Genomic DNA, 24958 nt, shown 5'->3' with positions numbered 1-24958 from the left:
TGCAACGAGATCGGCGCTCCTGTCAAGCGGAAGAAGTCACGGATGCGTCACGCGATCGATCCGGCGTCAGAGTGGCGGCGTCGACTCGCGTTCGACGATCTCGAAGCGTGCCAGGATCTGACGGGCAGCGCCGATCGAGCCGCTTCGGTCGTTGATGCGCTGCAGCAGGGTCGCCACCGCGGTCTCGGCGATCTCCTCGCGGCCGGGGTCGACGGTGGTCAGGCTCGGCAGCGAGTACTGCGCCTCGTCGAGCCCGTCGAAGCCGATCACGGCCACATCACGCGGCACTCGGAGCCCCGCCTCCTGGAGCGCGCGCATGGCGCCGAGCGCGAGGGTGTCGTTGAGGCCGAAGACGGCGTCGAACTGCACCCCGGTCGCCAGCAGGGAGCGCATCGACGTCGCACCGTTGGAGCGGTGCCAGAGCGTCGTGTAGCCGATCAGGGCCGGGTCGTACTCAACTCCGGCAGCGTCCAGCGCTTCGCGGTAGCCGCGCAGTCGAAGGCCGGCCGAGCCGATCACCTCGTCTTCGTGGGCGCCGATCACGACGATGCGCCGGCGGCCGCGCTCGATGAGGAACTCCGTCGCGGCGCGCGCAGCCTCGACGTTGCGCATCGTCACGTGGTCGGCCGGACCGCCGAAGATGCGCTCGCCGAGCAGTACGAGCGGATAGGGGACCTCGAGCCGGGAGACGTCGTCCATGCCCATGCCGAGCGGACTGAAGATCAACCCGTCGGTCATCTTGAGACGTGGGCTGGTGAGCACCTCCAGCTCCCGGTCGCGGTCGCCGTTGGTCTGCTCGATGAGCACGACCTTCCCCGCCCTCTCGGCCGCTCGGATGACGGCATCCGCGAGTTCGGCGAAGTAGCTGAGGCTGAGCTCGGGCACTGCGAGCGTGATCGCGCCGGTCAGACCGGAACGCAGGCTCCTGGCTGACAGGTTGGGCTGGTACCCCAGTTCCTCGATGGCCTCCTGCACGCGGGCCCGAGTGTCTGGCTTCACGTGCGGATAGTCGTTGATGACGTTGGACACCGTCTTGATCGAGACACCGGCGATGCGTGCGACATCATGCAGCGTGGCCGCCATGGCATCCCCCATCTCCTGCCGGACCGCCCGGATGCTCGTCACTCTACAACGTTGTACCCGATGGAGCGGGCGATGGGGAACGGGCGGCGCGGTTCAGGCGGCCGGATGCCGTCTCTCGTGCAGCGCCAAGCGCTCCTGTTCGAGCTTCTGGGCGAACGGGCCCCAGATCACGAGGGCCATCCCGGCTCCGACGAGGAAGCCGCCGACGGTGTCGGTGAACCAGTGCACGCCGAGGTAGGTGCGGCTGATGGCCATCAGGATGGTCCACACCGCGCCGGCGATCCAGACCCAGACGACGGGGAAGATGACGCCGAAGGCCACGGCGATCGTGGCGGCGTTCGCCACATGCCCCGAGGGGAATGAACCGAAGTCCGAGGCGACGAGCATGTCCTCCGGTCGGGCCCGCCCGAAGAGCTGCTTGAGGATCTGCACGCCGATGGCACTCGCCGACGAGGCGATGGCGAAGTACAGGGCCGCCCAGCGTCGGCGGGCGACGAGGAGCGCGATCACCGTGGCCAGCGGGATGATCAGCGCCCCGATGAGAGTGCCGCCGGCGTAGTTGAAGAACAGCGCCAGTGCATTGCCGACAGGACCGCGGATCTCGGTCATCTCGTCGGCCCACTCCTCGTCGACACCGAGCAGGAGGGCCTGCTGGCGCACGACGATCACGACGCCGAGCAGCACGGCGAAGATCAGAAGAGCGACTCCGGACACCAGGGGGATGTGACGGCCGAACCATGACGCGCGACGCGCGGGTTCTGCCTCACTGGGCACGGGGTCGGTGTCGGCGATGTGCGGCTCCATCCACCTACGCTACATCGCCGCGAGATGCGGCTCAGTGCGAGAGAGCGGGAACGGTCCTCGGTCGCACCACGAGCCACAGCAGGATGATCGACACGACGGCGGTCGTCGCCATGACGGCACCCATGGGGAGGGCGCTCGACACACCGAGCACCCCGACGATCGGCGAGAGCACGCCCGCCAAGCCGAAGTTCAGGGCACCGAGCACCGAAGCCGCTGTTCCCGCCTCCTTGCCGTGGTTGGCGAGGGCGAGGACCTGGATGCAGGGGAATGTGAATCCGCACGAGGTGATGAAGAGGAACAGCGGCAGCACGGTTCCCCACAGGCCGGCGCCGGCGATGTCGAGCACCATGATGGCGATGGCCATCGCGAGCAGGGAGATCGTGGTGCAGGCGATGATCCACTGGGGGCCGACACCGCGGCGCATCAGCAGGGAGCTGGTCTGCACTCCCAGCACCACGCCGATGGAGTTCACCGCGAACAGCAGGCCGTACTGCTGCGCGTCGAAGCCGTAGACGCCCTGGAACAGGAAGGACGAACTCGACAGGTAGGCGAACAGGCCGGTGAAGGTCATGCCGCCGATGATGGCGACGCCCACGAAGGTGCGGTCGGTGAACAGCGCCTTGTAGCGCTGGCCGACTGTGGAGTGCTCGTCACCGTGACGCTCGCCCTTCGGGAGGGTCTCGACGATGAGGAGTGCGACGCAGACGATGACGACGGCGCCGTAGAGGGCCAGCACCCAGAAGATCCCGCGCCAGTCCATGAACAGCAGCAGCTGCGAGCCGATGACCGGCGCCAGCACCGGGGCGAGGCCGCTCACGAGCGCGAGTCGCGAGAGCATCTTCACGAGCGGGCGGCCACCGAAGAGGTCGCGCACCATGGCCATCGCCACGACGCCGCCGGCGGCGGCGCCGAAGCCCATGATCAGGCGGAAGGCGCCGAGCCAGTAGATGTCCGGCGACAGGGCTGCACCGACGCAGGCGACGAGGTGCACACTCGTGGCAGCGAGGAGCGGCAGGCGGCGTCCCACCTTGTCGCTCCACGGCCCGACGATCAACTGACCGAGCCCGAACCCGATCATGGTGCCGGTGAGGGTGAGCTGGATGATGGCCGGCGAGACGTTGAACTCGTCCTGCAGCACGGGGAACGCCGGCAGGTACAGGTCGATGGTGAACGGGCCGAGCGCCGTGAGGGCGCCGAGCACGAGGATGTAGACCAGTCGCTGCCGGGGGCTGAGGCGATCGCCCGGGTGGGCGTGGTTCACCGCGCTATCGGGAGTGATGGCGGGGATGGAGCCGGTGTAGGTCAAAAGCGGAGGTCCTCGAGTGCTGGGGGTGTTCGGCGGCGCGCAGCGATCGATGGCGATGGACGTGCCATGCCGGACGGCACGGATGCCCGGGAGTCGCTGATGCGGCGGGCCACGCGAGGCGGCTGCATCGCCGCGGATCGAATCGATTCGATCGTTGCTCGGCAAGCCTAACTCAGAGAGTGGCGCTGGAACCAGTGAAAACCTGAGAGCGGTGGGGATTCGTCACTCCCCCGTTGGTCGAGTAGCGACCGAGCGCAGCGCGGACGCGTATCGAGACCAGCTGGTGTTGGTCGGTGTGATCTCGATACGCCTGCTCGCTGCGCTCGCGGGCTACTCGATCAGCGAAAGAGAGGGCTGCGCTCGCGGGCTACTCGATCAGCGAAGCGGGAGGGCGCTCGCGGGCTACTCGATCAGCGACGGGATGCTGACCGAAACCGTCCCGGCCTCAGCTTGCGCCGGCTCGCCCAGGGCGCCCAACGCGACCGACCAGCCCGAGGCGAGGTCCGAGGTGACCGTGACCGCCGCATCCGTTCGCTCGACGGTGAAGGTCGCGCTGGTGCCGTCCGGCGTCGTCACGACAGTGCTCGTCGTGCCCGGGGAGCCAGGGAAGACGCGGAGCGTGAGCCCGTCGAGGTAGTCGTAGTCCGGACGGTCGGTGCGTGCGCCGACCGGAATCACCGCACCCGGCCGCACGTAGAGCGGCAGGGTCGTGAAGCCGCGGTGCTCGCGCAGCCAGCGTCCGCCGGTGACCACGCGACCCGAGAAGAAGTCGGTCCACTCGCCGGCCGGCAGGTAGAACTCCACGTCCCCGGATGCCGTGAACACCGGGGCCACGAGCAGCTCGCGGCCGAGCATGTACTGCCGGTCGAGGTATCCGGTGGCCGGGTCGTCGCCGAACTCCAGCTGCATCGGTCGCATCAGCGGGGTGCCGGTGAGCGATGCATCCAGCCCGAGCCTGTGCAGATACGGCATGAGCGACAGCTTGAGCTTCGTGAAGATGCGGGTGACGTCGACGGCCTCGTCATCGAAGATCCACGGCACCCTGTAGGAGGTCGACCCGTGCAGGCGGCTGTGGCTGGAGAGCAGGCCGAACGCCGTCCAGCGTTTGAAGACGCCGGCATCGGGCATCCCCTCGAAACCGCCGATGTCGTGGCTCCAGTAGGCGAATCCACTGAAGGCGAGCGACAGCCCGCCACGGAGCGTCTCGGCCATCGACTCGTAGGTCGAGGTGTTGTCCCCGCCCCAGTGCACCGGCATGGTCTGGCCGCCGGCCGTCGCCGACCGGGCGAACAGCACGGCCTCCCCTGCACCCCGCTCCTCCTCGAGCACCTCGAAGACTGCACGGTTGTAGAGCGCCGTGTAGTAGTTGTGCATGCGTTCGGGGCTCGAGCCGTCGAAGTAGTCGACGTCGATCGGGATGCGTTCCCCGAAGTCGGTCTTGAAGGCGTCGACACCCTGAGAGATCAGGTTGCGCAGCTTCCCCTGGTACCAGGCGGTCGCCGCAGGGTTCGTGAAGTCGACCAGGCCCATCCCGGCCTGCCAGAGGTCCCACTGCCACACGTCCCCGTCGGGCTTGGTGACGAGGAAGCCGCCGGCCTTGGCCTCGGCGAACAGCGGTGACCGCTGCCCGATGTACGGGTTGATCCAGACGCAGATGCGCAGGTCCTTCTCGTGCAGGCGCCCGAGCATCCCCGTCGGATCCGGGAACACGCGCGGGTCCCATTCGAAGTCGCACCAGTTGAACTCGCGCATCCAGAAGCAGTCGAAGTGGAACACCGAGAGCGGAAGGTCGCGTTCGGCCATGCCGTCGACGAAGCTCGAGACCGTCTCCTCGTCGTAGTCCGTCGTGAAGCTGGTCGAGAGCCAGAGGCCGTACGACCAGGCCGGCACGACGGCCGGGCGACCGGTGAGCTCGGTGTAGCGGTCGAGGATGGCCTTCTGGTCTTCCCCGTGGATGACGAAGTACTCGATGGCCTCACCCGGCACCGAGAACTGCACGCGCTCCACCGTCTCCGAACCGATCTCGTAGGAGACGTGCCCGGGGTGGTTGACGAAGACACCGTAGCCCCGATTGGTGAGGTGGAACGGCACCGACTTGTAGGCCTGCTCGCTCGATGTGCCGCCGTCAGCGTTCCAGATCTCCACGGTCTGGCCGTTCTTCACGAGGGGGCCGAAGCGCTCGCCGAGGCCGTAGACGAGTTCGCCGACGCCGAGATCGAGCTGGGCGTGCGTGTAGGTGTCGCTCCGGGGAGCGGATGTCCCGGTGCGGGCATTGCCCACGAGACCCGAGTCGACCTGGGCGTCGCCGGCCAGCTGGATGAGTCCGAGTGACTTGGCGCCGCTTCCGGTGAGCCGTCGGCCGCCCGCCAGGAAGTCGAGGTTCCAGGAGTCGGTGCCGACGGCGATGCGCGCGGTCAGCGCGCCGGCCGTCAGGGTGGCCTCGGCATCCGTCACGCTCACCTCGCCGATTCCCTGCTGCTCGCCCGGCAGGGGGAAGGAGAGCTGGTCGCGACCGCCCTGGAAGTGCTCGACACGCACCCGGATGACGTCGGCCAGCGGCGATGAGAGCGTGACGGTAAGGCTCGGCCGGTTGAGGGTGTCTCCCCGCGAGGCGATGACCTTGGTGGGGGCGGTGACCACGAGATCGTGATCACCGCCGACGACGTCGTAGGCCTGGGCGGCGTAGAGGGCGGTGACGCCCGGACGCAGCTGCCAGAATCCGTCGGTGAACTTCATTACTTGACCGCTCCTGCTGTGATGCCCCTGGTGAGGGTGCGCTGGAAGATGAGGAAGAAGATGAGCGTGGGGATGAGGCCGAGAAGCGCGGAGGCGCTCGTGGTCGTGACATCCATCAGACGATCGCCCTGCAGGGTAGCGATGGCCACGGGCACGGTCTGGTTGTCGTTCGACACCAGGAAGGTGAGCGGAATGAGGAACTCGTTCCAGGTCCAGATGAAGAAGAAGATGAGCAGCACCGAGAGTGTCGGGCGGCTGATCGGCACGACCACGCGCCACAGGATCTGCCAGCGGCTGGCACCGTCGAGAGCCGAGGCCTCGAGGATCTCCTTCGGGAACGTGCCGTAGACGCTGGAGAGCAGGTAGGTGCCGAAGGCGCTCTGGATCACCGTGAAGATGATGATGACGCTCCACACGTTGTCGTAGAGGCCGACGCCCTTGAACATGAAGTAGAGCGGGTAGAGCAGGGCCTCCTGAGGCAGCACGTTGGCGAGCAGGAACAGCACGACGATCCAGGTGCGGCCACGCACCCGACCGACGCCGATGGCGTAGGCGTTGAACACCGAGATGACCACGGCGAGGATCGACACCGTCGCCGAGATGAAAAAGCTGTTCCACAGCTTGAGCGGGAAGTCGACACGCTCCCAGAAAGCGCCGATGCCGTCGAAGTACAGGCTCGTCGGCAGCTGGAGCGGGCCGCCGTTGGAGTAGTCGCCCGGCGACTTGAACGAGTTGATGAGGATGAGGTAGAACGGCGCAGCAATGAGCACGCCCACGACCACGGCAGCGCCCAGCAGCAGCCAGTCCCCCGCCGTGCGCTTGGTCTTCCGTTTGCGCAGTCTGAAGGTCGAGTCCTTCTTCACCGGCTGGAATGCGTTCTGATTCTTCGACGCGGATGCCGTGTCGGGGGCGATGATCGCCATGTTCAGCGCTCGCTCTCTGCTCGTTCGGCACGGTTCTGCGCCTTGATGAAGAAGATGGCGACCACGATGATGATGATCGTGAGCGCCGTGGCGATCGTGGCGCCGTAGCCCACCTGCTGGCTCTGGAAGAACTCGCTGTAGGAGTAGTAGCTCGGCACGATCGTCGCGTTGCCCGGCCCGCCGCGGGTGAGGGTGTAGATGGGGCCGAAGACCTTGAGCGCTGCGATGGTGCAGGTGAGCGTGACCACGAAGATCTCGGGGCGGATGATCGTCACCGTGATGGCGGTGAAGCGCTGGAACCAGTTCGCCCCGTCGAGCTCTGCAGCCTCGTAGAGCTCGGGGTCGACACGCTGCAGTGCGGCCATGAAGATGACGACGGGGTAGCCGAGCTGCACCCAGACCATGACGACCATGATGCTGGCGAGAGCGGTGTCGGGGCTTCCGAGCCAGTTGTGCTCGAGGGCCCCGAGGCCGATGGCTCCGAGAATCTCGTTGAGGGCGCCGTCATCGGCTCGGAGGATCCAGCCGATGACGACGGCTGCGACCACGACGGGGAGGATCTGCGGAAGGTAGTAGGTGGCCCGCAGGAAGCTCGCGAGCCTGCCACCGAACTTGCGGCCGATGAGGTCGAAGAGCATCGCGGCCAACGCCAGGCCGAGCAGTGTCGGCACCACGACCATCGCGACGATCATGGCGATGGAGTTGACGAACGACATCCAGAACTTCTCGTCGCCGAGGAGCTCGATCCAGTTGTCGAGTCCGATCCAGATCGGCGGGCGGATGCCGCGGTACTCGGTGAAGCTGAGGTAGATGTTCCAGATGAGCGGCACGATCACGACGATCGCCAGCAGGATGAACCCGGGGATCAGGTAGACCCAGAAGGCCGCCCTGTCGTTCTTGCCGCTCTTCGGCAGAAGCGATTCCTCCGCCTGCCTCTTCTTCCGCTCCTTCAGAGAAGGAGGGGGGATGAGCTGCGTCGTCATGACGAGAGCCTTTCTGTGCTGCTGTCGCGCTCGTGCGCCGGTGATGGTGACGGCAGGGAGCTGATGCTCCCCGCCGTCGTGCCGATCAACTGTCCAGATCGATCGGCCGGGCGGTCAGCCGACGATGTCGTCGACGCCGTCCTGGTAGTCGGTGCCCAGCTGGTCGAGCACCTCATCCGGCGACTTGGTGCCGTTCACGAGCTCCTGCAGGCCGGCGTTCAGCTGGTCGTAGAAGGTCGGGGTGGGCCAGTCGGGGTAGAACGCGAGGCCGTCGCGGTCGGTGAGGGTCGTGAAGTTGGCGATGAGCTCCTTGCTCTTCGCATCCGTGATGTCGGATTCCTCAGCCGCGACGGGGATTCCGCCGTTGTTGCCGATAATGGCCTGGATCTTGGGGCTCATCGTGATGTCGATGAACTTGTAGGCGAGATCCTTGTTCTCGGAGTTCTCGGGAACGACCCAGAGGTTGCCGGACGATCCCGGAGCCATGTCGGACCCGGGGAACAGGAAGGTCGACCAGTCGAAGTTCTTGATCTCGCTGGCGAACCGGCCGTACCACCAGCTGCCCGAGTAGAAGATGGGGGCGTCGCCCTTGATGAAGCTCACGCCGGCGTCCTCGGCCTTGAGGCCTGTCGCGCTCTTCGAGATGTAGCCCTTGTCCACCCAGTCGGCGATGGTCTCGGTGGCGAAGGTGAAGTCCTCGTCGTGGAAGTCGACGGTGCCCGTGTACGTCTGGTAGTCGGTGACCCACTGGCGCGTCGCCTTGCTCAGCGCGAGCTGGTACCAGAGCTGCCCGAGCGGGTACTCCGCTGCGGATTCGGCGAGCGGCGTGATACCGGCGTCCTTGAACGTCTTGAGCGCGGCCTCGAACTCCTCGAAGGTGGTCGGCACCGCGATGTCGTACTTCGCGAACATGTCCTTGTTGTAGTAGACGTCGACGAACTCGCCGTAGTTCGGGATGCCGTAGAAGTGCCCGGACCCCATGACGCCGTCTTCGTTGTACTTCGCCGTCGTCTGCAGCGACGATGCCAGCTTGTCGTCCCAGCCGTATGCCTTCACGGCGTTGTCGAGGTTGCTGAGCAGCCCCTGACTCGAGAGCAGTCCCGCTGTCGCGTTGCCCTTGTTGTACTCGAGGATGTCGGGAGCGGAATCGGAGTTGAGCACCTGGCTCGCAGTGGAGCGGATGGCCTCGAAGGCCTTCTCCTCGAACTTGACCTTGGCACCGGTCTCGGACTCGAACTCCGTGATGGCCTCGTCCCACGCCTTGCCCATCGCGCTGTCGGCACCTTCGTAGTGCCATAGAGTCAGCGTCTTGCCCTTGCCGTCGGGATCCGTGTTCACCTTCGCGTCGTCGCTCGACGCACCGCCCCCTGAGCACCCCGCCAGGAGCAGGGCCCCGATCACCACTCCGGCTGCTGCCGCAAAGTTCCTCTTGCGCATCACTACCTCCTTGTACGGGAGGGATGCCGTCGTGCTGGACGATGGGCAGCCACTCCGATGCCGTTTTGTTTGCGTCGCCAACATAACCACGAGTTGTAGTGAATGGCAAGTGGAATTTCGGCGTGCAGACCGGAGAGCTGCACGGTGGAGAGACGAAAATCCACGTCACGGCAGGGATTCGGCGAACTCGACGTGCAATGTTCGAGCCAGCAACAATCAGATTTGCTGGAGGCCGCCCGTGAGCGCGCTGGGAGACGCGATCAACTCGGAGAAGACGAGTTCCGCTGCACCCACGAGGAGCAGATCGACGTCGGTGGACCCCGTGAGAACCCGCAGATCCTCCCGGGCCGATCGGATGGACTCCCCCACGATGTCGCCGGGGTCGATTCCGTCGATCACCGACGCGAGGAAGCCGCCGATGATGATGGTCGACGGGTTGAACAGGTTGACGACCGTGCTGACGACTCGGCGCAGGATGACGCGATAGCGCTCGAGCACCGCCACGACAGCGGGATCCTCACTCATGCGCAGGCGCTCGGCGAGGAAGTCGGCCTGCGCGATGGGGAGTTCCAGGGCCGCGAGGAGTTCGTCGCGGGAGACCTCCGTCTCGAAGCATCCGCTCGCCCCGCAGTGGCAGAGCCGGCCGTTGTCGGCGACGAAGATGTGCCCGACCTCGCCGGCGTGCCCGTTGGCGCCCAGGGCGAGGCGCCCGCCGATGACGGCCCCGCCGCCGATGCCACTGGCGCCTCCGATGATGTAGAAGAGGTCGTCGGCATCGCGTCCGGCTCCGAAGGCGCTCTCGGCACGGAGTGCGAGCGCGGCGGCGTTCGCCGCCTGGGTCGGCACTCCCAGGGCGGCCGACATCTTGGCGGCCAGAGGCTCCTCCGACCACCCGAGGTGGGTGGCCTCGCGCACGAGCCCGTCGCTCAGCCGCACCTGCCCGGGAACTGCGATGCCTGCTCCGATGATGCGCCAGGGGACCTCGGTGTCGCTGGTCATCCCGGCGACCACAGCTGCTGTCGCCTGAACCACCTCGTCGACGGAGACGGGTCCGCTCCAGGGGATGCGGGCGCGACGCAGCACCCGGCCGCTGAAGCCGACGAGGCCGACGTTGAGCGCGTCGACCTCGGGGTTCACAGCGATGGCGACGGTGGCTGCATCCGGCACGACGACGCTGCTGGGACGCCCGGCTCCGTTGACGACCGCGGGACCCTCGCTCACCAGCCCGAGGGCGACGAGGTCGCCGATGACGACGCCGACGGTCGAGCGATTCAGGCCTGAGAGCCGGGTGAGCTCGGCGCGCGACAGCGCCCCGTCACGGTGCAGCCAGCCGAGCAGGCTCGACAGGTTGCGGTCGCGGATGTCCTCCGCGGTACCGCCGCCCGCTCGGATCGAACGCTGGGACTGGGTGATGGCCGACACGGGAACGACCCTACTCATCGCAGATGATTTCGCGGAGTTTGCAGCCGGCGCCAACGTATGCGTGTCGCGGGCGACGCTCACGTCGCCTCCACCATTCGCGCAGCAGGTGCGGTCGGATACGGCGCCTCAGAGCAACCGGAACTGCTGCAGGAGGTCAGCGGGGCTGGGCGGCCAGGACGGGCTCGGGAGCGGCGGACTCCGGATCGGCCAGCACCGCGGCGAAGGCAGCCTCGGCGGCACCGATGAGCAGGCGATCCTCGCCGAGACCGGCCACCCGGATCTCGAGTCCCTCGCCGGCGACCGGGAGCGCCTGCGCGAGGACCGCTGCCTCGAGCGCCGCCAGGTCGCTCTGCGCCACCGTCGCGAGAAAGCCGCCGAGGATCACGAGTGACGGGTTCAGCACGTTGATGGCGTTGCAGAGGGCCGTGGCGAGGATGCGGCGCTGCCGTTCGAGCTCGCCGTGCACCGCGGCATCCGTCGACAGCATCAGGGCGTCGGCCAGAGTCGGCTCGTCGGCCGTGGCGAGCCCGACGGCTTCGAGGAGCCTCGCGCGGCTCACCTCGTCTTCGAGAACCCCGCCGGGCGCACGCCGATCGTCGGCCTCCGCGATGCCCGGCCGATTCTGGCCGAACTCGCCGGCATATCCGGCCGATCCCCCGACGAGGCGGCCGTGCACGATGAGCCCACCGCCGATACCGCTGGCGCCGCCATTGAGGTAGACGACATCGTCGACGCCGCGGCCGGCGCCGAACAGGTGCTCGGCGACGGCTCCGAGGCTCGCGTCGTTGTCGACGACGGTCGGCAGGCCGATCGCACTCTCGAGCAGGTCGCGGACGGCGGCATCCGACCACCCCAGGTGCGGAGCCCAGCGCACCAGGCCGTCGGCCCGTCGCACCTGACCCGGCACGGCCACCCCGCACGCGAGGAAGCGCAACTCAGCGAGCTCTCCGGTGGTCCAGCCCGAGACGGCGCCCTCGACGATCTCCACGACCTCTTCGGGGCCCACGACGTGGTCGACCTCGATGCGCTCGCTGTGCAGCACGCGCCCTCCGAGACCGACGGCCGCGATCGTGATGGCGTCGACCTCGGGGTTCACGGCCACGACGGCGGCCAGCGGATGCGGCGCCACCACGGGCGAGGGGCGGCCCACCCGGTTCGTCGGGTCGGGCGCAGACTCGACGACGAGGTCGAGGGCCGCCAGCTCGGACACGAGGGTGGCGACGGTCGACCGGTTCAATCCGGTGGCTGCGGTGACCTGGGCACGCGAGAGCGGGCCGTCGTAGTGCACGAGCGACAGCACTTTCGACAGGTTTCGGCGATGGACGCCGTCGAAGGTCCCCAGGGTGGTCACGGCTAACACTCTAGGGGGGACTGGGCACCGGGCGCCCGACCCACGCCGAATATGTTGCGCTTGACGGCATATGTTCGCGGCCATAGGATCAGAGCGTCCAGATCACTTTCGACGCAGACGTCGAAACTTTCGAGAGGTTCAATGATGAACAGACGCAGCACCACGCGACTGCTCGCCGGCGCAGCCGCCATCGGGCTCGCGGTCGCAGCACTCAGCGGCTGTAGCGCGAGCAACGGCGACAGCGGCGACGGGAAGGTCAAGCTCACCTGGTGGCACAACGGCAACCAGGATCCACTGAAGGGGCTGTGGGAGGATGTCGCCGCCGAGTTCGAGGAGGCGAATCCGAACGTCACGGTCGAAGTGACCGGGTACCAGAACGAAGACCTGCAGAAGACCCTCATCCCCAACGCGCTGAGGTCGAACAACCCGCCGGACCTGTTCCAGGCGTGGGGCGGCGGCGAGCTGAAGGACCAGGTGGCCGCTGGCTACGTCAAGGACATCTCCGACGACGTGAAGGACGAGCTCGACGCGATCGGCCCGACCGTCAGCGGCTGGCAGATCGACGACGCCACCTACGGACTGCCCTTCAGCTACGGCATCGAGGGCTTCTGGTACAACAAGGACCTCTTCGCACAGGCCGGGATCACGGCACCCCCGACGACTCTCGACGAACTGAACGACGACGTGGCCAAGCTCAAGGCTGCCGGCATCGCACCCATCTCGGTGGGCGCCGGCGACAAGTGGCCCGCCGCGCACTGGTGGTACAACTTCGCCCTCAAGGACTGCTCGCCCGAGACCCTGAAGAAGGCGCAGTCGACGCACGACTTCAGCGACTCCTGCTTCGAGAAGGCCGGTGAAGACCTCGAGGCCTTCCTCAAGACCGAACCGTTCAACGAGGGCTTCCTGGCCACGCCAGCACAGCAGGGTGCAGGCAGCTCGGCCGGCCTCCTCGGGAGTGGCAAGGTCGCCATGGAGCTCATGGGTCACTGGGAGCCCGGCGTGATCGGCGGCCTCACCGACGACAAGAAGGTTCCGGAGTTCCTCGGCTGGTTCAACTTCCCGGGGATCGAGGGCGCCGACGGCGACCCGACAGCAGCCCTGGGCGGCGGCGACGGCTTCGCCTGCTCCCAGCAGGCGCCGCCGGAGTGCGTCGAACTGCTGAAGTACATCATGAGCGCAGACGTGCAGAAGCGCTTCGGTGAGTCCGGTGCCGGCATCCCGACGGTTGCGGATGCGGCATCCAGCGTCGCCGACCCCAACCTGCAGATGGTGCTCGAGGGCAAGCAGAACGCCTCCTACGTGCAGCTCTGGCTCGACACCGCCTACGGTGCGACCGTCGGAGGCGCCATGAACGACGGCATCGTGAACCTGTTCGCAGGCAAGGGAAGCCCGAAGGACATCGTCACCGGCATGCAGGACGCCGCAGCGACGGAGTAGTCGAACCACATGACACTCACACGCACCGAAACGGTCGGGTCCGCGGTCTCCGCGGGCCCGACCCCGGCGCGACGGTCACCTCGACCATCGCGCGCCAGCCGCCGCAAGCGCCTCGAGATCGCCCTGTTCGTCGGGCCGGCGACTCTCGTCTATGTCGCATTCGTCCTCGTTCCGGTGGCTCTCGCCGCCGTCTACAGCCTGTACAAGTGGAACGGCTTCGGCCCGCTCACAGACTTCAACTTCCCCGGCAACTACGTGCGGGCGCTCACCGACCCCGTCTTCATCGGAGCCGTCGGCCACAACCTGTTCATCGTCGTGCTCTCCCTGGTCATCCAGGGCCCCGTCGCCATCGGCATCGCCCTGCTGCTGAATCGACGGATGCGCGGTCGCACGCTGCTCCGGGTCATCATCTTCATCCCCTATGTGCTGAGCGAGGTCATCGCCGGTCTGTCGTGGAAGCTGCTGCTGCAGCCCGACGGCCCATTCGATGCCTTCCTCTCGGCGATCGGGCTCGGCGGGGCGAGCCAGCTCTGGCTGGCCGACTCCGACATCGTGCTCTGGACGATGTTCTGGATCCTCACCTGGAAGTACATCGGCTTCGCCATCATCCTGTTCCTCGCAGGCCTCCAGGGCGTTCCCGAGGAACTCAGTGAGGCAGCATCCATCGACGGGGCGAGCTGGTGGCAGATCCAGCGCCACATCACGATCCCCCTGCTCGGACCGACCATCCGCATCTGGGCGTTCCTGTCGATCATCGGCTCCCTGCAGCTCTTCGACATGATCTGGGTCGTCACCGGCGGGGGTCCGGCCGGAGCCACGGCCACCATGGCCACCTACATGGTGCAGTTCGGATTCCAGCGCAACCAGCTCGGCTTCGGCAGCGCCGTCGCGGTGATCCTGTTCATCGTCTCCCTCATCTTCGCCCTCGTCTACCAGCGGTTCGTGCTGAAGCGCGACCTCGCCGGTTCCCTCACCGAAGGAGTGGGTTGACCATGACCACGCCCACAATCACGGCACCGGCGACAGCCGGTCAGCCCGATGCGCCGGCAGGCCCCGTCCCCGGCGTCCGTCGCGGCTTCGACTGGGGTCAGCCCTTCGTCTACCTGATCGCGCTGATCATCGTCGGAATCACGATCGCGCCCGTCGCCTACATCTGGATCGGCGGCTTCCGCACGACGGCCCAGATCAACGCGAACCCGTCGGCCTGGCCCGACCCGTGGGTGTTCGACAGCTATTCGGCCGTCATCACGTCTCCCACGTTCTGGCTGCAGGTGGGCAACAGCACCATCACGGCGCTGGCGACTACCATCGGCGTCGTCATCCTCGGAGTGATGGCCGCCTTCGTCATCGCCCGCTACGAGTTCCGCGGTCGCGACGCCATCTACTCGATGTTCACGGCCGGCCTGCTGTTCCCCATCACCGTCGCGATCCTGCCCCTGTACCTGATGCTCAAGAACATCGGGCTCCTCGGCAGCCTCGCCGGGGTCTTCGTACCGCAGATCGCCTTCGCCCTTCCGACGACGATCATCATCCTGGTGCCGTTCCTGCGAGCCATCCCGGCTGAGCTGGAGGATGCTGCAGCCATCGACGGCACCAGCCGTTTCGGCTTCTTCTGGCGCATCCTGCTGCCGCTGTCGGGGCCGGGCCTCGTCACGGTGGGCGTGCTCGCCTTCGTGGGCAGCTGGAACGCCTATCTGCTGCCGTTGCTCATGCTGAGCGACGCGTCGACCTACACGCTGCCTCTCGGAGTGCAGCAGTTCTCGACGCAGTACTCCCAGGACACGGCGGCGGTGCTGGCATTCACGTCGCTCGCGATGCTGCCGGCCATCCTGTTCTTCACCCTCGCCCAGCGCCGCATCGTCGGCGGCCTCACCGGGGCGGTGAAGGGATGACCGCGCCCGAGAGAGTCCGCCAGGCGACGGATGCCGCCTGGCACGACACCGCACGCCCGATCGCCGAGCGCGTGGACGCCCTCATCGACGCCATGACGGTGTCGGAGAAGGTGGCGCAGCTCTACGGCATCTGGGTCGGCGCATCGGCGGAGGGCGGCGACGTCGCCCCGCACCAGCACGACATGGAGGAGCTCGTCGACCTCGACGCCCTTCTCCCGTCGGGGCTGGGACAGCTGACCCGGCCGTTCGGCACAGCACCGGTCGACCCGGCGCTCGGGGCACTGTCGCTGCTGCGCACCCAGGAGCGCATCATTCGTGAGAGCCGCTTCGGCATTCCGGCGATGGCGCACGAGGAGTGCCTGGCCGGCTTCGCCGCGTGGGGCGCGACCGCCTATCCGGTTCCGCTGAGCTGGGGCGCCACCTTCGACCCGGAGCTGGTCGAACGGATGGCGTCCCGCATCGGAGCCGATATGCGCGGCCTCGGCATCCACCAGGGCCTGGCCCCCGTGCTCGACGTCGTGCGCGACGCCCGCTGGGGTCGCGTCGAGGAGACCATCGGCGAGGATCCCTACCTGATCGGCACTGTCGCCTCCGCCTACATCCGCGGACTCGAGTCCGAGGGTGTCGTCGCCACCCTGAAGCACTTCGTCGGCTACTCGGCATCGAAGGCCGGACGCAACCTCGCTCCGGTGTCCGTCGGTGCACGCGAGATCGCCGACGTGCTGCTCCCGCCGTTCGAGATGGCCGTTCGCGAGTCGGGCGTGCGCAGCGTGATGAACGCGTACACCGACATCGACGGCGTGCCGACAGCTGCCGATCCGTCGCTGCTGACCGAGCTGCTGCGCGACACATGGGGATTCGACGGCACGGTCGTCGCCGACTACTTCGCCATCGGCTTCCTGCACCTGCTCCACGGTGTCGCCGGAGACTGGACCGACGCTGCAGCCCAGGCTCTGGAAGCGGGCATCGACGTCGAGCTGCCGACGGTGAAGGCCTTCTCCGGGCCGTTCGTCGCTGCCATCGAAGCCGGGCGCATCGATGAGTCCCTGGTCGACAGGGCGCTGCGCCGGGTGCTCCGGCAGAAGGCGGAGTTCGGCATGCTCGACGCCGACTACTCCCCCGTGCCCGCCGCCCTCCGCGGGCAGGACTTCGGCTCCGACCTGCGCGGGAGCATCGACCTCGATTCGGCCGAGAACCGCGAGATCGCACGCGCCCTGGCCGAGCGGGCCGTGGTGCTGCTGCGGAACGACGGAGTGCTCCCCCTGGGAGCGGCATCCGATGCACCGAAGCACATCGCCGTCATCGGGCCGAATGCCGACGACCCCTACGCCGTGCTCGGGTGCTACTCGTTCCCGGCCCACGTGGGCGTGAAGCACCCGGAGGTGCCGATCGGCATCGAACTGCCCACCCTGCTCGAGTCGATCCGGGCCGAGTTCCCGGGGTCCACCGTGCAATTCGTCCGCGGAACGTCCGTCGACGGCGGCGAGACGGATGCTGTTCCGGATGCCGTCGCCGCGGCGCGGGCCGCTGACGTCGTCGTGCTGGCGCTCGGCGACCGCGCCGGCCTCTTCGGCCGCGGCACCAGCGGTGAAGGCTGCGACGCCGAGAGCCTCGCGCTCCCGGGAGCCCAGCAGGCGCTGCTCGATGCCGTGCTCGAGATCGGAACCCCAACCGTCGTCACCCTGCTGGCCGGAAGGCCGTACGCCCTCGGATCGGCTACGGAGGAGGCATCTGCCATCGTGCAGACCTTCTTCCTCGGCGAGGAGGGCACGCAGGCGATCGCCGGCGTGCTGAGCGGTCGGGTGAATCCGAGCGGGCGACTGCCCGTCTCGGTGCCCGGGCACCCCGGGGCGCAGCCGTCGACCTACCTGGCGTCTCCGTTGGCCGGCGCGAGCGAGGTGTCGAACATCGACCCCGTCGCGGCGTACCCGTTCGGGCACGGCCTGGGCTACAGCCCGTTCGAGTGGAGCGATGCCGCGTCTTCGACGGCGATCTCCGGCCCGATCGCCGTCGACGGCCGCGTCGAGGTCTCGGTGACGGTGGGGAACGTCGGCGATCGCTCGGGCGTCGAGGTCGTGCAGCTGTACCTGCACGACACCGTGGCGAGCGTCGTGCGGCCCGTGCAGCGGCTCATCGGGTTCGCCCGAGTGCCGCTGGAGGCAGGCGCATCCGCCCGGGTGAGCTTCGAGGTTCCAGCCGACCTCGCTGCGTTCACGGGTCGTGACGGCCGACGCGTCGTCGAGCCCGGCGAGATCGTGCTGGGACTGGCCCGGTCCAGCGGCGACATCGTGTTCGCCCAGTCGGTGGAACTGGTGGGTTCGAGGCGTGTCGTCGATCACACCAGGGAACTGCACGCGGCAGTGCGCATCGATTCGGTGGCCTGAGCTGATGGACGTCGTCTCCCCGGGTCGCGGCGGCCCTCCGCAGCGGCTCGGGGAGGCCGTCGTCACCGTGCGCGACCAGTCGGGTCGACCCCTGCAGGACTCCGATGTCCTCGTGCAGCAGACGGCGCATGCGTTCGCCTTCGGCAACATCGGCTTCGACTTCATCGACCACGCCAACGGATCGGGATCCCCGGGCGACGCCGACCTGGCCGCCCTCTGGCTCGATCTCTTCAACACCGCGACGCTTCCCTTCTATTGGGGAGGCTTCGAGCCGCACCGGGGCCGCCCGGACACCGCGCGTCTGAGGACGACGGCTCGGTGGTTCGCCGACCGCGGGGTGGCGCTGAAGGGGCATCCGCTGGTCTGGCACACCGTGCAGCCGTCCTGGCTGCTGGAGCACGACGTCGACGGCATCGAACGGCTGCAGCGGGAACGGATCCGCCGGGAGGTCGGCGACTTCGCGGGGCTGATCGACACCTGGGACGCGATCAACGAGGTCGTGATCATGCCGGTGTTCGACAAGGAGGACAACGGCATCACGCGCCTCGCCCGCGCACGCGGACGCATCGCCATGGTGCGCCTGGCCTATGAGGAGGCGTTGGCGACGAACCCGGCGGCCACCCTGCTGATCAACGATTTCGACCTGTCGAGCGCCTACGAGTGCCTGCTCGAGGGTCTCCTCGAAGCCGGGATACCGATCTCGGCGATCGGGCTGCAGACGCACATGCACCAGGGCTACTGGGGCGAGGAGGCGATGCTGGCCATGGTCGACCGCTTCGCCCGCTACGGCCTGCCGTTGCACCTGACCGAGACCTCACTGGTCTCCGGGGAGCTGATGCCCGGCCACATCGTCGACCTGAACGACTACCAGGTGCCCAGCTGGCCATCGACGCCCGACGGGGAGGCCCGACAGGCCGACGAGCTCGTGCGGCACTACCGCTCCCTCGTCGGGCATCCGTCGGTCGCGGCCATCACGTACTGGGGAATCACCGACCGCGACGCCTGGCTCGGCGCCCCCATCGGCCTCGTGCGGGCCGACGGGTCACGCAAGCCGGCCTACGACGCGCTCCACGCCCTCGTGAAGGGCGAGTGGTGGCTCCAGCAGACGACGGCGCGAACCGATCACGCGGGCAGGTTCCGCCTGCAGGGATTCGCAGGCGACTACGGCATCGCGCCGGCGCGCGGTTCCGGAATCGCGGACACAGTGCGGCTGGAGGCCGGACCCGCCTCGTCGGCGACCGCGACGGTCACCGTCACCGCCTGAGGATCGAGGCGCCGGCACGCGTCAGCGCCGAAGAGTCACCGGGCCGATCACGATGCTCAGCGGTATGCGCACCCAGCGCTCCCCGCTCGTCCGCAGCTCGGCCCTCGTCGAGAACCTGTAGAGGTAGGTGCGTGCGCGAACGTACCGCGGCGCGTCCGTGCCGAACGGCGCTCGTCGCAGCAGTCTCAACGTGGCGCGGTCGGCGAGCAGCAGCTTCTCGAGCAGGGCGTAGAACCAGTCCTCGTGCACGCTGCCGAGCGGCAGGAACCACATCAGCCAGTCGAGCCGCAGGTGGTAGGGAGCCCATTGGCGTGGAATGCGCCGCACGTCGCCCGGCTTGCCCTTGAATTCGTACTCGGCCCAGTCGGCCGTGAGCGGGTCGTCGTCGAGGGTCGCCTCGATCACCACCTCGACCCGCTGGCGCGTCACCGTGCCGAACGCCCCATAGGCGTTGGCCAGCTGCCAGCGATTGAAGCTCGCGTTCATCAACTGCCTTCTGGCGAACAGGTTCCTCAGCGGCCACCAGCTCAGCACGACGAGCATGATCGTCACGAGCCCGACGATCACCATCCACCAGAGCGGAGATGTCGCCGCATCCGCCCCCCAGTCCTCGGGAAGGAAGGGCAGGACGGCGTGCACGACCGGATCGCTGATGCGCGCGCAGGCGAGCACGACGGTGATCCAGTTGAGCCAGGCGAAGTTGCCGGTGACGACGAGCCAGAGCTGCGTGACGATGACCACGACCGCGGCGACGGATGCGATCGGCTGCGGCGCGAAGAGGAGGAACGGCACCACCAGCTGCGCGGCGTGATTGCCCAGCACCTCTGCCCGATGCACCCACTTCGGCAGCAGGTGGGCCTGCCGACTGAGCGGCCCGGGCATCGGCTGGGTCTCGTGGTGGTAGTACAGCGCGGTCAGGTCGCGCCACTCGCTGCCGCCCCGGATCTTGATCATGCCGGCTCCGAACTCGAGTCGGAACACGAGCCAGGCGACGAGCAGGAGGATCCAGGTCGGTGGCGGCACCTGGTGCGAGCCCAGGAAGCCGACGGTGAATCCGGCCTCGAGCAGCAGCATCTCCCAGCCGAAGCCGTAGAAGGTCTGCCCGACCGTCACGATGGACATGTACGACAGCCAGAGCAGCAGGAACACGAGCAGCGGCACCCAGGGCGGGCCCGATTGGGGAAGCCCCAGCACCACGGATGCCGCCAACAGCATGCCGAACCAGCAGAGGGCTGCCATCAGCCTGTCGGAGTAGCGCCAGCGGAACACCGAGAAGCCGCGGTGCCTGCCCGGCACGCGCTTCAGCACCTCGACGAAGTCGGGCACCGGGAGCAGTCCGTGCTCGCCGAGCAGCACCCGGAACTGATTCAGGCTCGACAGGAACGCAACGAGATAGAGCGCCGCGACACCGCGTTGCAGCACCTCTCGAGCGAACTCGTAATCCGGAGCATCGAACCAGCCCACGCCGCCACGCTACCGACGCGCCGGCGCTCGCGCAGGGGGCTTGCGCTCCCTGCGCGAGCGGGCGATCAGAACAGCAGCAGCAGCGGAACCGGGTTGCTGACCGATCCTGCTGCGGAGCCCACTCCGCTGAACTCGGCCCGCACGATGTGGATGCCCGTGTGCAGCTTCGGCAGGGTGATACTCGCTCGTCCGTCGGCCTTCACGACGACTGGAGCGCCCACCTTCTTCCCGTTGATGGTCAGCTGCACGGTCCCTCCGGCCACCTTCTCGGTGGACGAGACGGCCACCGAGGCCTTGGTGGTCTGCCAGGAGAAGGCGATCAGACGCGACAGCGACAGCGACGTCGACGACGGCGCCTTCGGAGTGACGGCGGCCGAGGTCGCGGTCGCGGACGTCATGCCTTCCTTGGACGCCGTGACGGTCACGGTCAGCGCGCGGCCGGCGTCTCCCTTCCTGACCGTGTACCGGGCCTCGCTCGCCTTCGGGATGTCGACCCCGTCGGCCTGCCACTGGTAGCTGAACGTGAGACCCTCCGTGTCCCAGGTTCCCGGCGTCGCCGAGAGCCGGCTCCCCACCAGCGCCCTCCCCGTGATGATCGGCGGCGCGGTGTTGACCGGCGCGACCGGCGGCGCAACGACTCCGGCGACCAGGCGTCCGACGCCCCATCGAGCCGTCGACTGGTAGCCGGCGCCAGACGGGTCGGCCCAGTTGCGGATGCCGAGCCTCGCGCCGTCCTGAGCGTCGTTGACCTGGAAGTCAACGCCCTGGAACGTGTCCAGTCCGCCGCTCTCGAGCAGGCTGATGGCCGCCTCGACCACGTACCCGCCATCGACACGTGCCGTGGCGCTCTGCACTCTGGCCCGCTGGAACGCCTCATCGCCGGTGCCGAACGACACCACGTTGTCGGCGCTGATGCGGATCTGCGTGTCGTCGTAGCGATACGACCCGTTCTTGACGTTGCCGGGGTCGACGTAGAACTCGACGGAGTCCTGGATCCACGGGTCCGAGCCGCTGACGTCGACGACGGGGTCGGCCACCTCGGCGAGCACGTACAGGGTGTTGCCCCGCCACAGGGTGTGCACGTTCGCCGATGCCGTGGCCGTTCCCTGCACCTGCTTGTCCGTCGACACGGAGGCACCGGTTGCCCAGACCTCGTCGACGGAGCCGTCGATCGCCGGGGCGGCTGGCGCCTCGGGGATCTCGAGGTACGACAGCGGCTCCAGGAGCGTCAGCGTTCCCCGCGAGCCCGGCGTGTTCCAGGCGGACATGGTGTCGCCGTCGGTGACGTTCACGTCGAGGTCGATCGTGTCGCCCTCGGCGACCGGCGTGGCGAGTGGCAGCGTCACGACGAGGTCGTATCCGCCGGATCGCTCGGTCACGGCGGCGCCGGCTGCGCCCGAACGGGCGACCGTCACCGTGGCATCGCCGTAGGCGAAGCCGACAGCGTCCGAGTCCTGCACGGTGGCGTCATCGACGCTGACGTAGGCGGTGAGATGGTCCGGCTCCCAGCGCAGCTGGAACGCGCTGTTCTCGTCGATCGTGTGCAACGGAAGCTTCCGCCACTCGGTCGCACCGACGGCATCCGCGTCGATCGGCACGTCGCCCCGGAACACGTTGGCCGTGCGCAACCGGGCAGGCAGCTCGCCGTCGACGGCGCCGAAGTAGGCGGGCTTCGCCTGCAGGGCATCGTCGAACAGTAGCGGTGCCCCTGAGCCCGACCGCCAGCTGCGGCCGTCGGTCAGACCCCAGACCGTCACCGAGAACAGGTCGTCGGCGCGCTCCCGGAACGCCCGGAAGGCATCGCGGTAGTAGTAGCCCTGCTCGATCAGGTTGGCCTGGCTCACAGGCGTCCCGGTCGTCACATCGAGCTCGGTCACGGCCTGCCTGACGCCGAGGTCCTCGAAGGCGTCGATGGCGTCGGCGAGCGCCGCCACCGGCATGGACAAGCTCACGTGGAACTGGTGACCGACTCCGTCGACCGGAACCCCGCGCTCGAGCAGGCGCTCGACGAGGGCGTGCAGCCGCTGCTGCTTGCCCGACTGCTCGGTGTTGTAGTCGTTGATGAACAGAGTCACCGGATGCGAAGCACCCTCCGCGGCGTAGGTGTCGTTGAACGCCTCGTTCGCGTACTGGAAGGCGAGGTCGATGAACTGCTCACCCAGCACCTGGTGCCAGCGGCTGTCCCTCAGCCCGTCGGAGGTGTCGGCGGCATCCGAGACCACCTCGTTCACGACGTCGAACGCGTACAACGGGTTCGTGTCGCTGCCGAAGGCACCGTAGCTGTCGCTGAGGTTCTTCGCGACGGCGTCGATGTGGGCGCGCATCCTGTCCTTCAGGATCTGCTGGTCGGCCGCGCTGTTGGTCAGCGCTCGTCCGGTGTCGTCCTGGAAGAACCAGTCCGGGGTCTGGCTGTGCCACACCAGCGTGTGCCCGTAGACGTGCAGTCCGTTCTGCTGCGCGTAGTCCATGATGGCGGTGGCCTCGGGGTTGATGCGGAAGGCGCGGTCGGCGTCGTACCAGGCCTCCGGCTTCATGTAGTTCTCGCTGGTGACCTGGTCGGCATGCCTCAGCAGGAGCTCGGATGCCGAGCCCGACGTCTCGCGGCTGTCGATCGCGACGCCGACGGGGAAGTCCACGGTGTCCTTCAGAGGCGTGAGGTCCTGCACCTGGGACGGCGGCGGCGTTCCGATCGTGATGTCGTCGAAGTACAGCTCGGAGGTGTTCGTCCCGTTGTAATCGGTCTCGAAGTAGAGCAGCCCGCTGTCGAAAGCGCCCATCTGGAAGGTGGCCTTCACCTGCGTCCAGCCGCTGTTGGTCACACCGGTGAACTGGGCCAGCGTCGAGTAGCTCGTCGAACCGTCCACGGTGCGCGCGAGGCTCAGCCAGACGGCATCGGCCGGCTGGCCTGCTGCGAAGCGCACCCATGCGCTCACGTCGTACGTGACGCCGGCCTCGAGGATGCCGGCGACGTCGTGGCCGATGCCCGAGCCCTGCGAGGTGCGGTCGCCCAGACGAGCGGATGCCGCTCCCCCGTGCACCGGATCCCCGACGATCTCGACAGTGGGCGCTCCGCTGCCGCTGTCCCGGGGGGCCCAGCCATCGAGTCCGTCCTCGAAGTCGGTGGAGAGGGTTGTCGTCGCGGCGGCCGGCGGGGCACCGACCGGGAGGGTGAAGTTCCACCCGGCGGCGAGGCGTTCATCCACCACCGTCGTCACGGCCGCCAGAGTTCCCGAACGGTCGCCGCCTCCGTCGTGCGCGAGCACAACCTGTCCGGGCTTCATCGCGGCTCGGAGGTTGTCGGTCAGCGTCGGGATGTCCTGGGTCTCCCAGTCGCTGATCGTGTTCACCACCGCGAGCGGCTGCATCCCCAGGGCGACGGCCGCGGCGGCTGTCTGCCCCCACGAGCCGTTGGGGGCACGGAAGAACGGCACCTTCGCCTGGGGGTCGCCGAGTGCCGTGCGGATGATGTCGAGGTTCGCCGCCATGCGCTCGGACGCGGCTGCGGCCGAGAGCGAGCCCATGTCGTCGTAGCTCGTGGAGTGGTTGCAGAGGGTGTGTCCTTCGGCAACGATGCGCTTCAGCAGTTCCGCACCTCCCGGAGCCGTGATGTTCTGGCCGATCACGCAGAACGTGGCCCGCAGGTCGTTCGCCTTCAGATAGTCGAGCAGAGCGGGCGTCGTGCCCGGGTTCGGACCGTCATCGAAGGTGAGGGCGGCGGCGTCACCGCTCCCCTGCGCCTGCGACACCGGGGTGGCGACAGGGTTTGGTGCACCGCCCGGAACGACGTCGGGATCGGGCCCGGGGCCCGCATCCGTCGTCGTCACGAGGATGTCGTCGACGAGGTAGCTGTACGGTGCCGCCGGGGCGAGGTCGGCCGTGCCGATGTAGACCTGCAGTGCGGCCGGGTTGGCGTCGGACGGCACTGTGTACTCGCCGCTGACGGTGGTCCAGGCATCCGCCGTCATGGTCGTGTTGCCGATCCACGTGTAGGCGGGCTTCATGACCAGGCGCACGCCGACGCTGCCGGGGACCCCAGGTGCGAGGCGCGTCTTCATGCTGAACGTGTAGGTGGAGCCGGGCTCGAAGATTCCCGTCGAACTCTGCAGTCCCACGTAGTCGGCGGCCCGGTCCGAGATCTGCGCAACCTTTCCGGCGGCATCGTCGACGACGCTCACTGTTCCGGCGCCTCCGCCGCTCTGCGTCCAGGTGCCGGTTGTGCCGTCTTCGAAATCGACGGAACTCACGGTGACGGGTGCTGCGGATGCCGGTGAGACCGGCCCGATCACCAGCCCGGCCGTGGCGAGTGCGATGACGATGGCTCCGAGTGTGCGACGTTGCATCAGAAGCGCCCCTTTGCGCTGGAAGATATGTGGAGATTGCCAACATATCCACCCACCCCCGAACAAGGGTCGAGACGTTATCGAAACGTTACGAAATTCTTCCGATAGTTTCGAGGCGTCGGAGGTTCCGGG

16 protein-coding genes are annotated in these 24958 nt (G+C 67.8%); 5 read left to right on the top strand and 11 right to left on the bottom strand.

All coding sequences use genetic code 11. From position 1 onward, the window contains the following. Positions 1 to 66: 66 nt before the first annotated feature. The 9 genes from ASC59_RS16195 to ASC59_RS16155 all read right to left on the bottom strand — a co-directional run bounded on the left by ASC59_RS16195 (position 67) and on the right by ASC59_RS16155 (position 12045). The gene (locus ASC59_RS16195) at positions 67 to 1083 is read right to left on the bottom strand and encodes a LacI family DNA-binding transcriptional regulator (RefSeq protein ID WP_055825027.1); all 1017 of its coding nucleotides are present in this window, start codon (positions 1081 to 1083) and stop codon (positions 67 to 69) included. A gap of 93 nt (positions 1084 to 1176) precedes the next feature. Further along, entirely contained in the window at positions 1177 to 1887 is a 711-nt protein-coding gene (locus ASC59_RS16190; RefSeq protein WP_082513749.1) for a phosphatase PAP2 family protein, read from the bottom strand. Positions 1888 to 1918: 31 nt separating this feature from the next. Next, on the bottom strand, positions 1919 to 3193 hold the full coding sequence (locus ASC59_RS16185; protein ID WP_200942413.1) for a multidrug effflux MFS transporter: 1275 nt from the start codon (positions 3191 to 3193) through the stop codon (positions 1919 to 1921). 402 nt (positions 3194 to 3595) lie between these two features. Beyond that, positions 3596 to 5929: an alpha-xylosidase gene (yicI, locus tag ASC59_RS16180; RefSeq protein ID WP_055825022.1), complete on the bottom strand. Its 2334-nt coding sequence runs from the start codon at positions 5927 to 5929 to the stop codon at positions 3596 to 3598. Further along, complete coding sequence (locus tag ASC59_RS16175) at positions 5929 to 6852, bottom strand: carbohydrate ABC transporter permease (protein ID WP_082513748.1); 924 nt, start codon at positions 6850 to 6852, stop codon at positions 5929 to 5931. The genes yicI and ASC59_RS16175 overlap by 1 nt, the downstream gene beginning before the upstream one ends. A 2-nt stretch (positions 6853 to 6854) precedes the next feature. Then, complete coding sequence (locus tag ASC59_RS16170; protein WP_055825019.1) at positions 6855 to 7835, bottom strand: carbohydrate ABC transporter permease; 981 nt, start codon at positions 7833 to 7835, stop codon at positions 6855 to 6857. Positions 7836 to 7949: 114 nt separating this feature from the next. Next, positions 7950 to 9272, bottom strand: a complete 1323-nt coding sequence (locus ASC59_RS16165) for an ABC transporter substrate-binding protein (protein WP_055825016.1) — start codon at positions 9270 to 9272, stop codon at positions 7950 to 7952. A 216-nt stretch (positions 9273 to 9488) separates the two neighbouring features. Then, a complete protein-coding gene (locus tag ASC59_RS16160; RefSeq protein WP_235492759.1) occupies positions 9489 to 10694 on the bottom strand; it encodes an ROK family transcriptional regulator in 1206 nt (401 codons plus the stop codon). 154 nt (positions 10695 to 10848) lie between these two features. Further along, on the bottom strand, positions 10849 to 12045 hold the full coding sequence (locus tag ASC59_RS16155) for an ROK family protein (RefSeq protein WP_055825014.1): 1197 nt from the start codon (positions 12043 to 12045) through the stop codon (positions 10849 to 10851). A 141-nt stretch (positions 12046 to 12186) separates the two neighbouring features. On the opposite strand from ASC59_RS16155, the gene ASC59_RS16150 reads away from it, so the two are divergent. Genes ASC59_RS16150 through ASC59_RS16130 form a run of 5 tightly spaced genes read left to right on the top strand, consistent with a single transcriptional unit; the run spans position 12187 to position 19022 of the window. Further along, positions 12187 to 13482: an ABC transporter substrate-binding protein gene (locus ASC59_RS16150; RefSeq protein WP_082513745.1), complete on the top strand. Its 1296-nt coding sequence runs from the start codon at positions 12187 to 12189 to the stop codon at positions 13480 to 13482. A 9-nt stretch (positions 13483 to 13491) separates the two neighbouring features. Then, positions 13492 to 14472, top strand: coding sequence for a carbohydrate ABC transporter permease (locus ASC59_RS16145; protein ID WP_055825011.1), 981 nt, complete (start codon positions 13492 to 13494; stop codon positions 14470 to 14472). 2 nt (positions 14473 to 14474) lie between these two features. After that, positions 14475 to 15374 (top strand): carbohydrate ABC transporter permease, encoded by a 900-nt coding sequence (locus ASC59_RS16140; RefSeq protein WP_055825009.1) that lies wholly within the window; start codon positions 14475 to 14477, stop codon positions 15372 to 15374. Beyond that, positions 15371 to 17758 carry a beta-glucosidase family protein gene (locus ASC59_RS16135; protein ID WP_055825006.1) on the top strand — a complete coding sequence of 796 codons (2388 nt, stop codon included), beginning with the start codon at positions 15371 to 15373 and terminating at the stop codon, positions 17756 to 17758. The genes ASC59_RS16140 and ASC59_RS16135 overlap by 4 nt, the downstream gene beginning before the upstream one ends. 4 nt (positions 17759 to 17762) lie before the next feature. Then, entirely contained in the window at positions 17763 to 19022 is a 1260-nt protein-coding gene (locus ASC59_RS16130) for an endo-1,4-beta-xylanase (RefSeq protein WP_055825002.1), read from the top strand. Positions 19023 to 19043: 21 nt separating this feature from the next. Here ASC59_RS16130 and ASC59_RS16125 read toward each other — a convergent pair whose 3' ends face one another. Beyond that, positions 19044 to 20486, bottom strand: coding sequence for a lipase maturation factor family protein (locus ASC59_RS16125; RefSeq protein WP_055825000.1), 1443 nt, complete (start codon positions 20484 to 20486; stop codon positions 19044 to 19046). A 65-nt stretch (positions 20487 to 20551) separates the two neighbouring features. Then, a complete protein-coding gene (locus ASC59_RS16120) occupies positions 20552 to 24826 on the bottom strand; it encodes an endo-1,4-beta-xylanase (RefSeq protein WP_055824997.1) in 4275 nt (1424 codons plus the stop codon). Between the last annotated feature and the right edge of the window lie 132 nt (positions 24827 to 24958).

The organism is Leifsonia sp. Root1293, from assembly GCF_001425325.1.
Taxonomy (GTDB): domain Bacteria; phylum Actinomycetota; class Actinomycetes; order Actinomycetales; family Microbacteriaceae; genus Orlajensenia.
The sequence above is the reverse complement of the archived record's forward strand: the minus strand, read 5'-3'. Positions and strand labels throughout refer to the sequence as shown.